The sequence below is a fragment of the Chitinophaga dinghuensis genome (assembly GCF_003259435.1).
GTDB lineage: Bacteria > Bacteroidota > Bacteroidia > Chitinophagales > Chitinophagaceae > Chitinophaga > Chitinophaga dinghuensis.
Map to the genome: position 1 here is coordinate 51,351 of NZ_QLMA01000004.1, position 13,734 is coordinate 65,084.

At 46.0% G+C, this 13,734-nt stretch carries 10 protein-coding genes; 7 read left to right on the top strand and 3 right to left on the bottom strand.

Going from position 1 to position 13,734, the window contains the following annotated elements; all coding sequences use genetic code 11:
• Positions 1 to 51: 51 nt before the first annotated feature.
• Together CLV59_RS12485 and CLV59_RS12490 are read left to right on the top strand one after the other, a co-directional pair.
• Positions 52 to 1,257 (top strand): hypothetical protein, encoded by a 1,206-nt coding sequence (locus CLV59_RS12485; protein ID WP_111592381.1) that lies wholly within the window; start codon positions 52 to 54, stop codon positions 1,255 to 1,257.
• A gap of 77 nt (positions 1,258 to 1,334) precedes the next feature.
• Positions 1,335 to 1,880 carry a hypothetical protein gene (locus CLV59_RS12490; RefSeq protein WP_111592382.1) on the top strand — a complete coding sequence of 182 codons (546 nt, stop codon included), beginning with the start codon at positions 1,335 to 1,337 and terminating at the stop codon, positions 1,878 to 1,880.
• Here CLV59_RS12490 and CLV59_RS12495 read toward each other — a convergent pair.
• Positions 1,877 to 2,908: a lipase family protein gene (locus CLV59_RS12495; RefSeq protein ID WP_170137726.1), complete on the bottom strand. Its 1,032-nt coding sequence runs from the start codon at positions 2,906 to 2,908 to the stop codon at positions 1,877 to 1,879. The genes CLV59_RS12490 and CLV59_RS12495 overlap by 4 nt on opposite strands.
• A gap of 210 nt (positions 2,909 to 3,118) precedes the next feature.
• Between CLV59_RS12495 and aspA the strand changes: the two genes are divergently transcribed.
• The 4 genes from aspA to CLV59_RS12515 are packed head-to-tail and all read left to right on the top strand — an operon-like array spanning position 3,119 to position 8,259.
• A complete protein-coding gene (gene aspA, locus CLV59_RS12500) occupies positions 3,119 to 4,522 on the top strand; it encodes an aspartate ammonia-lyase (protein WP_111592384.1) in 1,404 nt (467 codons plus the stop codon).
• Positions 4,523 to 4,539: 17 nt separating this feature from the next.
• Complete coding sequence (locus CLV59_RS12505) at positions 4,540 to 5,682, top strand: type II asparaginase (RefSeq protein ID WP_211323837.1); 1,143 nt, start codon at positions 4,540 to 4,542, stop codon at positions 5,680 to 5,682.
• Positions 5,683 to 5,725: 43 nt separating this feature from the next.
• Positions 5,726 to 7,066 (top strand): anaerobic C4-dicarboxylate transporter family protein, encoded by a 1,341-nt coding sequence (locus CLV59_RS12510; RefSeq protein WP_111592385.1) that lies wholly within the window; start codon positions 5,726 to 5,728, stop codon positions 7,064 to 7,066.
• A gap of 32 nt (positions 7,067 to 7,098) precedes the next feature.
• Complete coding sequence (locus CLV59_RS12515; protein WP_111592386.1) at positions 7,099 to 8,259, top strand: porin; 1,161 nt, start codon at positions 7,099 to 7,101, stop codon at positions 8,257 to 8,259.
• A gap of 108 nt (positions 8,260 to 8,367) precedes the next feature.
• Here the strand turns inward: CLV59_RS12515 and CLV59_RS12520 are convergent, their stop codons facing one another.
• Positions 8,368 to 10,785, bottom strand: a complete 2,418-nt coding sequence (locus CLV59_RS12520) for an MG2 domain-containing protein (RefSeq protein WP_111592387.1) — start codon at positions 10,783 to 10,785, stop codon at positions 8,368 to 8,370.
• Positions 10,786 to 10,908: 123 nt separating this feature from the next.
• Between CLV59_RS12520 and CLV59_RS12525 the strand changes: the two genes are divergently transcribed.
• Complete coding sequence (locus CLV59_RS12525; RefSeq protein WP_111592388.1) at positions 10,909 to 12,141, top strand: BaiN/RdsA family NAD(P)/FAD-dependent oxidoreductase; 1,233 nt, start codon at positions 10,909 to 10,911, stop codon at positions 12,139 to 12,141.
• Positions 12,142 to 12,206: 65 nt separating this feature from the next.
• Here CLV59_RS12525 and CLV59_RS12530 read toward each other — a convergent pair whose 3' ends face one another.
• Positions 12,207 to 13,727, bottom strand: coding sequence for a RagB/SusD family nutrient uptake outer membrane protein (locus tag CLV59_RS12530; RefSeq protein WP_111592389.1), 1,521 nt, complete (start codon positions 13,725 to 13,727; stop codon positions 12,207 to 12,209).
• Between the last annotated feature and the right edge of the window lie 7 nt (positions 13,728 to 13,734).

Here is a 13,734-nt window from a genome sequence, read left to right on the forward strand (position 1 = left end):
TTTGTGCGCAGTAGTTAACCAAGGCATTTAATTTTTAATTGTATATATATTATGGATCAGCTTAAACTGAAACTACAGGAGTACTATCAGCGTTATCAGCAGTTGGACCGTAAGGTTAAACCTGGAAACGAGGTGGACAGTAATGACGACGTGCAGGATATGGAAAATGATATTCTGTCTCAGTTCGGATTGCCCACTTCCCGGCGATTTGTGCAGATTCTGCACGACTTCGTACACCACAGCCCGGTGAACGAGCAGCTGCTGGATTATGTTAGTCGTAAGCTGAGATCTGCTGCCAGGAAATATCTTTTGTCGCCGGTTGTGTCCGACATAGATCTGCTGGAGAGCGCTCGTGAACAAAAAAGAAGTCCTTATGATGTTCTCCCGGAATTAGGCTACCCGGCGCATGAATATGCCATCTTCCTTATAGGTGAATTGTTTTATCGCCGCAATATTCCTGCTACAGATATCCTGGATGAACTGAAACAAATGCAGCATTTCGATGGCTGGAACGATCTGAGCCTGCTCAGCAAAATGAATAATTACACCAGCAACGAATTATATGCGCGGATGAAGAAACACGGACTTCGATTTGTGGATGACTATATCCAGCACAGTCGCCGTCAGGAAACCAGCAGGCTGGTGAATAAAAGACCGACGCCGGTAGAAGAGGGGTATAAACCTAATTATCGCACCATTACCAAGGTACAGGTGGAAGATATCATCTTTGATGAGAATACGTCTCCCAGCCTCTTTGGTAAGATCAAAAGCGGCAGAAACTACACCCGTATCACGATTAGTCTGGAATTCTCTGAATTAAATCAGATCCTGATGAGCAGCGATGACTTGGGTGTGGAAATCAGCAACCATATCAAGAAACGACTGGCTAATCCGACTCCGGAGAAACCAATGGTGATCGACATTAAAGCGGAATTCGGTACCGTACTGAAACTGGACAACTGTTACCTGGAAGTCTATAAACCTCAGCACAGAGAAGGCAATAAGTGGGTAGAGGATAAAGATAATTTCTACTTTGTAGATAAAATCCTCACCAAGAAAGAATTTGAAAAACGTGCGAAAGAAGAAGAGGTAAAACATAAGATCCAGGAATGTCTGGAGCTCATTGGCGGTTCCTATGTGTACTATCAGCGTTTACGTCGTTTAGGCATTACCGATGATGAGGCCAAACTCCGTGCAGGATTGCAGGATGAACTGTTGTTCAAACTGTCTTACTTCCTTAATAAGGTAAAAGAATAGCTGCAGTAAAAAACTTTTTCCTGTAAAATCCCGGCATCACGCCGGGATTTTTTTATGTTTGGACAAAAAACTAACTCATGGAAGAACTAACCCTGGGAATCGGCAGCAGAGTACAGCATGCTCACTATGGACCCGGCGTCATCATTGGCCTCAGATACGCCCAATATCAGGTTACCTTCATGGATCATGGCATTAAACTGATAGATAAGACAGATCCCCTGTTTGAAGCGCTGGTAGCTGAAAACGTGACCACAGAAGTAGAAACCTTATCCGAAGTGGAAACATCATTATTGAAAATCCTGCGCCTGTGGGGAGGTACTTCGGAAGTAGTGCCATTGGGCGACAGATGGAAGAATGGCACCATGATTTTACAGCCTGGCGACGGCACGCTGAAAGCCAAGGAGCTGCCTATTGATACCTTCTTTCATAAGATTGTGATGTTACGGGATCGCCTGCGTGTACTGGAGCAAAATATCAACAGTCACAAAGTATTGTCGGATGAAGAGAAAATTAATCTCCAGCAATATATCACCCGTATTTATGGTTCGCTGACAACCTTCAATGTATTGTTTCGTGACAAGGAACATTGGTTTGTAGGCGAGAAAGGCGGCAGCAGCGATTAAGGCTGTGCCGGCGTATCATATATCTGTTGCGTCAGCCACAGATAAGGTTTTAACATATGATGGGTGAATATATTCTTACCATCGAAAGGAAATTTTTCATCGTATCCGTTTACCGGATATAGTATAACCGGGGTACCGGCGGTAGCATAACTGTGGCGCTGTGCAAATGTTGGCGGCTGGTATCCTGGTAAAACTGTGCGAACTTTTTTGGATAACATTTTTCCCAGTACCCGTTGTAATCTGCGGCTGGCGCGTTTGGACGGCCTGTCTAGCCGACCATACAAATAACTCAACGCTACTCTTGCGGCCCATTTCTGTTCTTTTAAAGCGCTCTTGATATCTGTAAATGGGTTGACAGTCGTGAAGTCGCGCGTAGTTTGCACGGAGAAAGGCGTTTCCGGTACCCAGTCTCTCGCATTTACCACTCTTAATCCCCATCCATTTCGGGTAATATAATCGTAGTCGTATACGTAATTCAGATTGCCTGGTTTCGGAGCGCCACTGCTAATAGTTTTGAAGACAATATCTTTTGGAATGTCTTCTCTGTACGCAAGGTAGGAGCGAACCAGAAATGCAATCACGCCACCTTGACTATGTCCCATGATAATGAATTCGTGTATCCCTTTCCGGTAGCAGTCTTTAATTTTGTCTGCAATGTCCGGACCCATTGATGCCAGGCCAATCATCCATCCTGCGTGTACGTAGGCTTGCGGATCGTTGGAGAGTTTATAATCAAAGCGGGTGCTGTCGTTTAATTGAAAGTGGCCAGTGGCGGGTATCATACCGGCATAAAAATTTTCCATCCAGGAAACGGCGGTGCCGTTGGTGCCGCGAATATGGATAATGGCTACATCGTCGTTGCGGAGCCAGAGATCCCATCTGTTCTTCATACCTACTTCCGGAGAACGATATACCATTTGACAGTTTTCCGGATAAGGCGTAACTGCTTTCGTCCATGGCGAGTCCCCGGAGCGGTCAATAATGGCCAGCATCTGCTTATATTCAGCCGCATTAAAATAAGGATGCAAATGTTGGGCTGTTAACTGTTTTACAGCAAAAGTAAAAATCAGAAAACATATAACAGAAATACGGTATAGCATAGAATTCTACTAAAAATATCGGGTTTGTTCGTTGAAGATAAATTAAATAATCGCTGTTTCCTTCAGATCTCTCAAACAATTTCTTACACTGTATTGTTGTAAAACCATTTACCTTCCTGTTTTAAATCTTTAAACGATATGTCAAAGAGAATCGAACATGATTTCCTTGGTGAAATGGAAATCCCACAGGATGTTTACTATGGTATCCAAACCATGAGAGCCCTTGAAAACTTTCATATCACAGGTATTCCATTGAAAGTGGAACCCTTGTTCGTACAGTCGCTGGGGTATGTGAAGAAGGCTGCAGCTATGGCTAACCGCGATCTGGGAGTGCTGGATAAAAATATTGCTGAATATATTATTAAAGCGAGCGATCGTGTTATCAACGGGGAGTTTGATGGTCAGTTCCTGAGCGATCTGATTCAGGGAGGCGCTGGTACATCTGTGAATATGAATGCCAATGAGGTGATTGCTAACGTGGCATTGGAAATGATGGGACATAAGAAAGGAGAGTATCAGTTCTGTCATCCCAACAACCATGTGAACTGTTCACAATCTACCAACGATGCGTATCCTACCGCATTTCGTATTGCGCTGATCAATAAACTGACTGGATATAAAGAAGAGCTGAGCCAGCTGGCAGACGCGTTTGCAGCCAAAGGCGAAGAGTTCCGCGACGTATTGAAGATGGGACGTACCCAGTTGCAGGATGCAGTACCTATGAGTTTGGGCGATGAATTCAAAGCTTTTGCTACTAACCTCGGAGAAGAGTCTCCAAGAGTGGAAGACAGTAAGCGTTTGATTTCAGAGATCAACATGGGAGCAACTGCTATCGGAACTGGTGTGAATGCGCCTAAAGGATATTCTGATCTGGTAACAAAATATCTGCGTGAAGTAACCGGGCTGGATCTCTCTCTGGCAGCGGATCTGATTGAGGCTACCTACGATGCCGGCGCATATGTGCAATTATCAGGTGTGCTGAAACGTACTGCCGTTAAAGTATCCAAAATATGTAATGATTTAAGGTTATTATCTTCTGGTCCTCGTGCTGGATTGAATGAAATCAATCTGCCTCCTATGCAGCCAGGATCTTCTATCATGCCGGGTAAGGTGAATCCGGTGATTCCTGAAGTAGTGAATCAAACTGCTTTCTATGTAATTGGCGCTGACCTTACTGTTACGCTGGCAGCGGAAGCAGGGCAGTTACAATTGAATGTGATGGAACCAGTGTTGTCTTTCGCATTGTTTACTTCTATTTCCTATATGTCTAACGCATGTCGTACCCTGCGTGAAAAATGCGTGAGAGGTATTACTGCTAATGCAGAACATTGCCGTCAGATGGTGATGAACAGTATCGGTATTGTAACGCAGCTGAACCCTGTGATTGGTTACGAAAAGTCCGCTAGTATTGCCCGTGAGGCCCTGGAAACAGGTAAATCCGTTCATGATATTGCAGTGAAAGAGAAACAATATATCACCCAGGAAAAATGGGATGAGATTTTCACGTTCGATAACCTGATCAGACCTCAATTTATCAAATAACAAAACCCCGTTTAAGTATGTTACGTTCTTCTATTTTCGTTTATGGCTTACTGTTAGCCTGCACTGCGGTGCAGTTACATCCGATGGATGCGCAGGCACAAAAGAAAAAGAATCAACGGGCAGAAATAACGCAGGAAGCAGCTACTGCTACAAGATCCGCACGCGATAAGAACTTGCCAAATATTGTAATTTTAGCTACCGGAGGTACTATTGCCGGCGCAGGCACATCCAGTGTCAGCGCCGGTTATACAGCCGGAAAGCTGCCTATTGAAGATCTGCTGAATGCCGTTCCGGAAGCGAAGAAAGTAGCTAATCTGGATGGAGAGCAGGTCGCTTCTGTAGGGAGTCAGGCGATGACGGACAGCGTATGGCTGAAGCTGGCCAAACGTGTCAACCAGTTATTGGAAAGGAGTGATGTAGATGGTATTGTCATCACCCATGGTACTGATACACAAGGTGAAACGGCTTTCTTCCTGGACCTCACAGTTAAATCCAATAAACCGGTCGTATTGGTGGGGGCGATGCGCTCCGCCACCGCTATCTCCGCTGACGGACCCAAAAATTTATATGATGCCATTGTAGTGGCATCCAACAAATCCTCTATAGGCAGAGGCGTACTGGTGGCTATGAACGAAGAAATTTTTTCGGGCAGGGATGTCACCAAAATGAATACGACCAGCACTGCTACATTTCAGGCCCCAAATACCGGACCTTTAGGTTATATTTATGACGGAAAAGTATCCTGGTATCATTCCGTATTGCGTAAACACACGACGCAATCCGTGTTTGATGTGATGCATGTAGATGAATTACCAAAGGTGGATATCCTGTATGGTTACTCCAATCCTGATCCCACGTTGATGGATTGCCTCATGAATAATGGTACCAAAGGTATTATCATTGCAGGCGTAGGAAATGGAAATCTCTATCCTACTGTGGAAAAGAAAGTGAAAGAGGCTACCGCCAAAGGAATAGTAGTGGTGAGAGCTTCCCGTGCTGTCAGCGGCCGCGTTACGTTGAATGGAGAAACAGACGACAAGGCGCTGGGCACTATTGTATCTGATGATCTGAATCCTGAAAAAGCGCGCGTACTGCTGCAACTGGCGCTGTTGAAAACTTCGAATCCCGCGCAGATACAGGAATACTTTTTTGAATACTAGTGTTTCGTTCCGTATCTAATTTTACCGTATATACTTGACAGTTATGATCTGGATTCAGTTTGCTATCCTGTTGGTGGCTATTTTGATTGGTGCGCGCATGAAGGGAATCGGTTTGGGAGTAATGGGAATGGTGGCGCTTTTACTGTTTGTTTTTGTGTTCCGTATGCAACCAGCGGACCCTCCGATTGACGTAATGCTGATCATTTTATCAGTAGTGACTACTGCCGCCACTTTACAGGCTGCTGGCGGGATGGACTTCCTGGTGCGACTGGCAGAGAAAGTATTGCGGAGCAAACCGTCTCTTATCGTGCTGATAGGGCCACTCACCACTTTCGTGTTTTCCGTTTTTGCAGGAACTGCACATATCACTTATTCTTTATTACCCATCATTGCGGAGGTATCTACCAAAAAGCGGATACGCCCGGAGAGAGCGCTGAGTATCTCTGTAATCGCGTCTCACCTGGCGGTAACAGCCAGTCCTATTTCTGCTGCCACAGCCGCATTAGTAGGTATTCTGGGAGGAGCTATTTCCCTGCCTCAGGTCGTGATGGTAAGCATTCCGGCGGCTTTGGTAGGCATTCTTGCAGGAGTAGCCGTTTGCTGGAAAAAAGGGAAAGATCTGGACAAAGACCCCGTTTTCCTGGAAAAAATGAAAGATCCGGAGTTTGCGAAAAGTATAGACACGGATACATCTGGTAGCAGAGCCCCTTTGTTACCTGGCGCCAAAACATCTGTTATTATATTCGGCCTGGCAGTATTGATGATTGTATTGGTGGGAGCCTTCCCCAATCTGTTACCATCCTTCGAACCAGGACATCCTAATCTCGCTATCAATAAACTCGGTAATATCAAGATGGCAGCAATGATTGAGCTGATCATGCTGGGCGCTGCCGCGGGTATTATGTTGATTTGTAAAACCTCTACAGCAGCCGTTGCCAAAGCCAGTCTCTTTACTGCCGGCGCATCTGCGGTGATCTCTATTTTTGGAGTGGTGTGGATGAGCGCTACGTTCATGCAAACCAATCAGGGCGTGATAGAAGCTGCACTTGGCAACATGGTAAGGTCTGCTCCATGGACATTTGCCATTGCTATTTTCCTGTTGAGTATCCTGCTTTTCAGCCAGGCTGCCACTACCCAGGCACTGATGCCATTAGGGCTTTCGCTGGGTATTGTTCCGCCGCATTTGGTGGCTATGTTTCATGGCTCCAATGGCGACTTCGTTCTTCCCGGATATCCTACATTGCTGGCGGCCATCAACTTTGACCGTACAGGCAGTACACATATCGGTAAATTCCTAGTTAATCACAGCTTTATGATACCGGGCCTTGTTGCGGTAGGCGTAGCCGTTGCCGCAGGCTTCTTTTTCGCGGGCATACTGCTGTAGCGCCATATTTATGTAACCATAATCTAACTTCCATGCGTACACGTTACTGGCTAATGTGTGTACTATTGCTGTGCTGTTTCACTGCGAAATCACAGCAGCAGGAACACCCCGACACGATCTACAAACCCTTGATTTCATTGCCCAAATCGTATTTGTTGGATAACATTGACCTAATAGCCAATATGCGTTTTGCAGGACAAAACCGTTTTGTAAATGGTACTTATACAGGGTCCAGTTTCGTAAATGAACAGTTTCGGCTGGAGATCAAAGGAAAAGTAACGGATAAGCTATATTTCAGGTTCCGTGATCGTTATACCAGGAATCCGGAAACGCAATCGGTAGACAATATCAGCAGATCCACAGATCTGGCGTACCTGCGCTTTGACCCCAATGAACATTGGAAGATCTATGCCGGTAAGCTTTGTGCCGATTGGGGCGGTTATGAATTTGATGCAAATCCGATCGATATTTATGAGTATTCTGATATGATTGAGTTTGCAGATAACTTTCTCTCCGGCGCCGGTGTGGGCTATTTACCCAACAAACAGCATGAGTTTACAGTCCAGTTGCTGAATAGTCGTACCAAAACTTTTCATGAATTATATGATACTATTCCCGGTATCAATGAAGCAAAATTTCCATTTGCAGCAGTGGCCAACTGGCGCGGTAGTTTCTGGGAAGGTAAGTTCCAGACGATATGGTCTTATAGTATCTTCAAAGAGGCCACACATCAGTATATGAATTACTTCGCATTTGGTAATCAGTTACAGCTGAAAGGATTTCGTTTGCAATACGATTTTAAACTGAGTCTGGAAAACCTGGACAGGAAGCTGATTGTTTCGGGTATAGTACATAATGGCCCCGCCAAGCAGGGTGTGAGATATGTTACCCATTGGGTGAGCGCAGATGTAAAGGTCAGTAGGATTGTACATTTAGCCTTCCAGGGTATGGTCGATTTTGCATGTTGGGATGGCAATCCTGATCCCAATGCTGATAAAAGATTGCGCGTAGCCTGGGGGTATGTCCCCGGAGTGGAGGTTTACCCGTTAAAATCCGTTAATCTGAAAGTGTATGCTAATATGGTAGGTAGGGTTTACAGGTATACCGATTACGCCAAGGCCGCCTTTGGGCAGACCAATGGCGATAACTTCCGTTTTTCAGTAGGCATTGTGACACCGCTTACGGTATTATAATGCAGGATCAATAAAAGCAGTAAGGGCTGAACAGTATCTGTTCAGCCCTTACTATTTTTAATATACTTTGCGCCTTTGCGGCTTTTTCTTTGCGTCCTTCGCGAGCAACTAGAACTCTTGTTCCAGGTGGCCTACAGTGCCGTCTTCGGCCATACCTTCTACCACTACTCTGAATTTCTTGGTGAAATCGTTGTTATAGAATTCCACTTTTGCAGTATGGGTGAGGGTATCGATGGCTACGTTGGCATTCCAGTAGAGGGTGAGGCGTTTATCAGGCAGTGAATGCACTTCTTTTTTCACGCTGTAATCCGGAGAATAGAACTGTTTCACTACGCTGTAACCTGCTTTTTTATAGAGTTCAAAACCACGAACACTAGGATCGTTCACCGGGGTATTGTCGCCTCCTTTTTTCGTATATACAGCGATGGCGCCGTTAGCGCCGCCCATACCCATAAACGGAGGACGGATTACTTTCACCATAGCGATATCTGTTACTGGCAGGTTGGCCAGCATAGAGATATCAGACTGCATTTCGTTGAGGTATAAACCAGGTGCGCCACCGCGCCAGCTAAGGGTTGGATTATTGATATCTCCGGTGATCTGGAGGCCGGCTACTTTGGACTGCAGATATTGGAAGATGTTCATCGCGATAGGTGTTTCCTTGGTCAGGTCGAAGGTCATGCCATCTCCGCCAGCAAACAATCCGGATACATATCTTTTCTCGGTAGATTCAGCAGGCGCTTGTTTTTTCGCGTTTACGTTTACTTCTTTCAGATAGACCGTTTTATTATTGATCGCTCTGTTCACTTTATTGCTTTCGGCGGCGTTAGCGAGGAATGCTTTCAGGGCGGCATTGTCTACTGCTGGCGGCACGCGCAGTGGGAAAGGAATTTTGATGAGAGAAGGTTTCTCAAAGAAGTGATTGGTAAATTTCACGCTTACATCCTTGCTCTTTTTCACGTTATCATTACCCTGATAGTAGATATAGGCCGTATCCGGGAAGATCATGCCGGAGATATGGAATTCCCCTTTATCATCTACTGGCGCCTGTGCAAACATGCTGGAGCTATCGGCTGGTACTTTGATGATCATGTCTATCCGGCCATTGGTGAGTGGACGGCCGGTACCGGCGGTTGCTTTACCATCCATGGAGAGCCCTTGTTCGTAAGGATATTTTATCTGTGGATAATCATTGCTGAGGATTTTCTCCCAGCTGAAACGCGTCCAGCCGTTGGTGAGCATTACCAGATCCAGGGCCTGTAAGGTGGATGTAGAATCGTTCCGGAAATACCAGGCAGGGTTGTATACAAACCCTTTGATATCGGAGGTCAGCAGCAGGTTGGAAATGATATTGTTGACATTTTTGGTTTCTACCGGTACAGCTTCTGCATCTGTAACCGCTACAGAGATACTGGTGCTGATGGTGTCTGGAAGTCTTAATACCAGGGAGTTCTTAGTACGAGGCTCCGGATGGATATCAGATTCCAGTACGTCCATTTGCAGCAGATCATTTTTATGTACGAATACCAAACGCTGGGAGATAGGCAGACCGCTCTTTGTAAAGAGGGTGAGCTGTAAAATGCCTGAAGGAATACCATTGGTAGGAATAAATCCGCTAATGCGGCCATCGGCTACATCCAGGTTCGCTTTATAGACCATTTGCTGATTCATCTGGGCGAAAATCAGCAGTTCATTCAGACTGGTATCGTTGTTAGGGCCAGCAACTGCCTGATAGAAGATCCTGGAGCCTTTATTATAGACTTTCAGGGTCATGCCTTTGGTTTGTGCGGCAGGGAGGGCAAGGGTTTTTGTTTGTCCTTTTGCGCTTTTAATCACGGCCTGATAGGTTTCTGCGGCATCGGGAGTGAATTCGATGCTACCCATCCCATCATGAATAGATTTAATATTTCCTACCTGGGCGCCTTTGCTGTTTTTGACAGTTCCGGTTACTTCGATAGGGTATCCGTTTTGATCAATCGCTTTGTAGGCTACCACGCCAGGTTGTCCGGCAATGAGGTTACCGCCTTCCGCAAAGAACTGTATGGAGAAGTCTTGTGCAAGGGAATCGGCTTCTAATCCGCCTTTTTTGGCAGGATCAAAGATTTCTATTGTTTTGGTGAAAAAGAAAGCCGGATCGAAGTTGTTCATCCATGCGGTATAGGCCCGAATCTGGTACTGTCCTGGTTTTTGTGTTTCAGGAAGTTCAAATTCGCCGGGAGACATACCGCCGCCACCTGCGAACAATTTCTTCTGTACAATATTATTATTCTTGTCCAGCAGTTCTACGTACAGATTGGTGGCATTTACAGAGGGAAGTCCTTGCAGGGTGATGTAAGCCCTGAACCAGATGGTTTCTCCAGCCGCATAGTAGTCTTTATCCATATGGAGGTAGACTTTCTCCTGCGGGTTGCGTTGACTGAATTGCGCCAGTGCTTTAACGATTCTATCCGACCAGTCGGGCGGTGGCATAAAAGCCACTGCAGATACAATTCCTGTCAGCAGCGCCAGTGGAAGTTTCCATTTCATGGTTGTTATTTTATCTACAAATTACTAATTACTATTAATTGTCCTATAGGGGCCTTAAAAATAGCAATCTTCAAAAGATTAAAGTTAATATTGCGCGAAATACTGAAAAATTAACAAGATTTAATGAGTTCCAAACATAAACGACTGGTAGTAGCCGGTGGCGGAGCGGCCGGATTTTTTTGCGCGGTGAATGCTGCACAGATGAATCCTGACCTGGAAGTATGGCTGCTGGAGAAGACCGGCAAGCTGCTCTCCAAGGTGAAAGTGAGTGGGGGCGGCAGATGCAATGTTACCCATAATGCGCCGGATATAACGTATATGTCTAAACGATATCCGCGGGGAGGGAATTTTGTGAAGAAGGCATTCGGGCATTTTTTTGTACCGGATACCATTAGCTGGTATGGGGACAGAGGCGTGAAACTGAAGGCGGAAGCTGATGGACGAATGTTCCCGGTAACAGATGATTCGCAGACTATTATAGATTGCCTGTTGCGGGAAGCGGACAAGTATCTCGTTAATATCAAAACTAATACGGAAGTTCTTTCCCTGGACCGTCAGGCGGATGGGCGCTGGAAGCTGTTGTTAAATCAGGGAGGTCCTGTAGTGGCGGATTATGTATGTGTGGCTGCCGGCGGTTATGCGCAGGCTGGGAAGTTCCATTGGTTGGAAACTACAGGACATACGATAGTTCCGCCTGCGCCGAGTTTGTTTACGTTTAATATGCCTGGCAATCCGATTACGTCCCTGATGGGCGTGGCTTCGGAGGCGGCAGTGAAAATTGCAGGTACCAAATTACAGCAACAAGGGCCGCTGCTGATTACCCATTGGGGTATGAGTGGGCCGGCTATACTTCGATTGTCTGCCTGGGGAGCCAGAGAGTTGCAGGATATACAGTATACTTTTACTGCGGTGGTAAACTGGCTGCCAAGCTATAATGAGAATAGCCTGCGGGAAGACTGGCAGTCTCTCCGACATGAATTAGGTAAACAAAAAATACATACCCGCAATCCGTTTCAGCTGCCACAAAGATTATGGCAATTCCTGTTACAGCAGGCAGGTATTGGCGAAGATTTAAGATGGGCAGACGTGCCTGCGAAAGACCAGAACCGTCTCATGAAGTTACTGGTGAGTATGGAGTTTCCGGTGAAAGGCAAAACTACTTTTAAAGAGGAGTTTGTGACCTGCGGCGGCATACAGCTCAGTGAAATAGATCCTAACACGATGGAGAGCAGGCTGGCGCCCGGACTGTTTTTTGCAGGAGAAGTGATGGACGTAGATGGAATCACTGGAGGCTTTAACTTCCAGCATGCATGGAGCAGCGGGTTCATTGCTGCTACGACTATTGCGGGCAGATAATAATATTGTATCAAAAGCAAAGGCTGGACGTTGACTACGTCCAGCCTTTGCTTTTATATTTTGTATTACCAGGTATAACCCGGGTTTTGTTTTAGCATCGGATCATTTTGTATTTCCAGTGGAGGGATAAATAACAACAGGTTATTATCCGACCAGGGTTGTTTTTCTTTGATAGCGCTCAACACGGTAGTGGCTTTGTTGGTACGTTTCAGATCGAACCAGCGGTGGCCCCATTCGGCGAACAATTCAATTTGTCTTTCATGTGCGATCGCTGTCAGTAAGGCTTCTTTGGAAGAAGCGGCAGTAGCTGGTAATCCTGCACGGGAACGAATAGCATTCAGATCGGAGGCTGCGCCGGCCACATCGCCGAGTTGAGCCTGGGCTTCTGCGCGGATCAGGTATTGTTCTGCCAGTCGGAATACGGTATAGTATGGGTGGGCGTCTGTGCCGTCCGGATTCGCCTGCACGTATTTACGGGCAAAGCGATATTCGATACCATTCCATGGGGCCACAGCTGGCGCTCTCAGGCTGTCAGTCCATTTATTGAATCGTTGGTCGCCAGGTTCAAAGGCCTGTGTTAAATGGTCAGACAGGATGTAGGTAGGGATGATGAACAACTGCACGGATTCGAAATTTGCAGGGTCCGTGAAGAACTCCTGTGATGCCTCGTCCAGCATGGATATGCTCAGTGCTGGCATTAGATTCATACTTTCCGGTATATGAAAGCTTTGTCCATTTTTCATATCGTACAATAACTGCCAGATAGCTTCCTTACTGTTTGGTTCGAAAGCATTTTCCAGTGTCGTCAGGCTGAATTGTCCGCTACTGATTAGTTTATCTGCTGTTGCGGCGGCCTCCTGCCATTGTTGACGGTAGAGGTAAACCCTTGCCAGCAGCGCGATAGCGGCATATCGGTTAGGACGTACTTTTTCTCCGTTTGTTACAGCATAATTATCTGGCAACAATTCGATGGCTGCTTTCAGATCATCGAGGATGATTTGGTATACTTTATCGATTGGCTGGCGTGGTTGTTTGCCTTCTATGAGTACGTTGGTACTCATAGGTGTGGGAATATCTCCATAAAAGTTCGTCAGATAGAACAAGGCAAAAGCCCTTGCCAGCCTGCTTTCCCCGATGGCCTGTTTTTTAATGCTATCTGTAATTGCCGGGGAGGTGGCGCCAGCGATGCCTTCCAGAATGGCATTAGCCGCATAGATCACTTTATATGGATAACTCCACAGGTCGGGCCCTGGCTTGGGATTGGAGAGCAGGAGTTTGTTAGTATAGAACTGGTAGTCTTCCGGTATGGTGGTTCCCATGGAAGGAACCAGTTCATCTGCCATCATTCCGGCATAGCAGGTGGTGCTGCCGTTGCTGAAAGTGGGTTCTCCGGTATTTTTCATCATGAGAAAATAGAGTCCGGAAACTGCGGCATTTACTTTATCAGGAGAATTAAAAACATTTTTGTTATCGATGGTATCGATTGGAGGATTGATGTCGACCATTTTTTTGCATGCACTGGCCAGACAGCCAATGCTGAGCAGTAGAGCGGGTATTATTTTACTTTTATAATGTGGCAATCGCATGATGAGT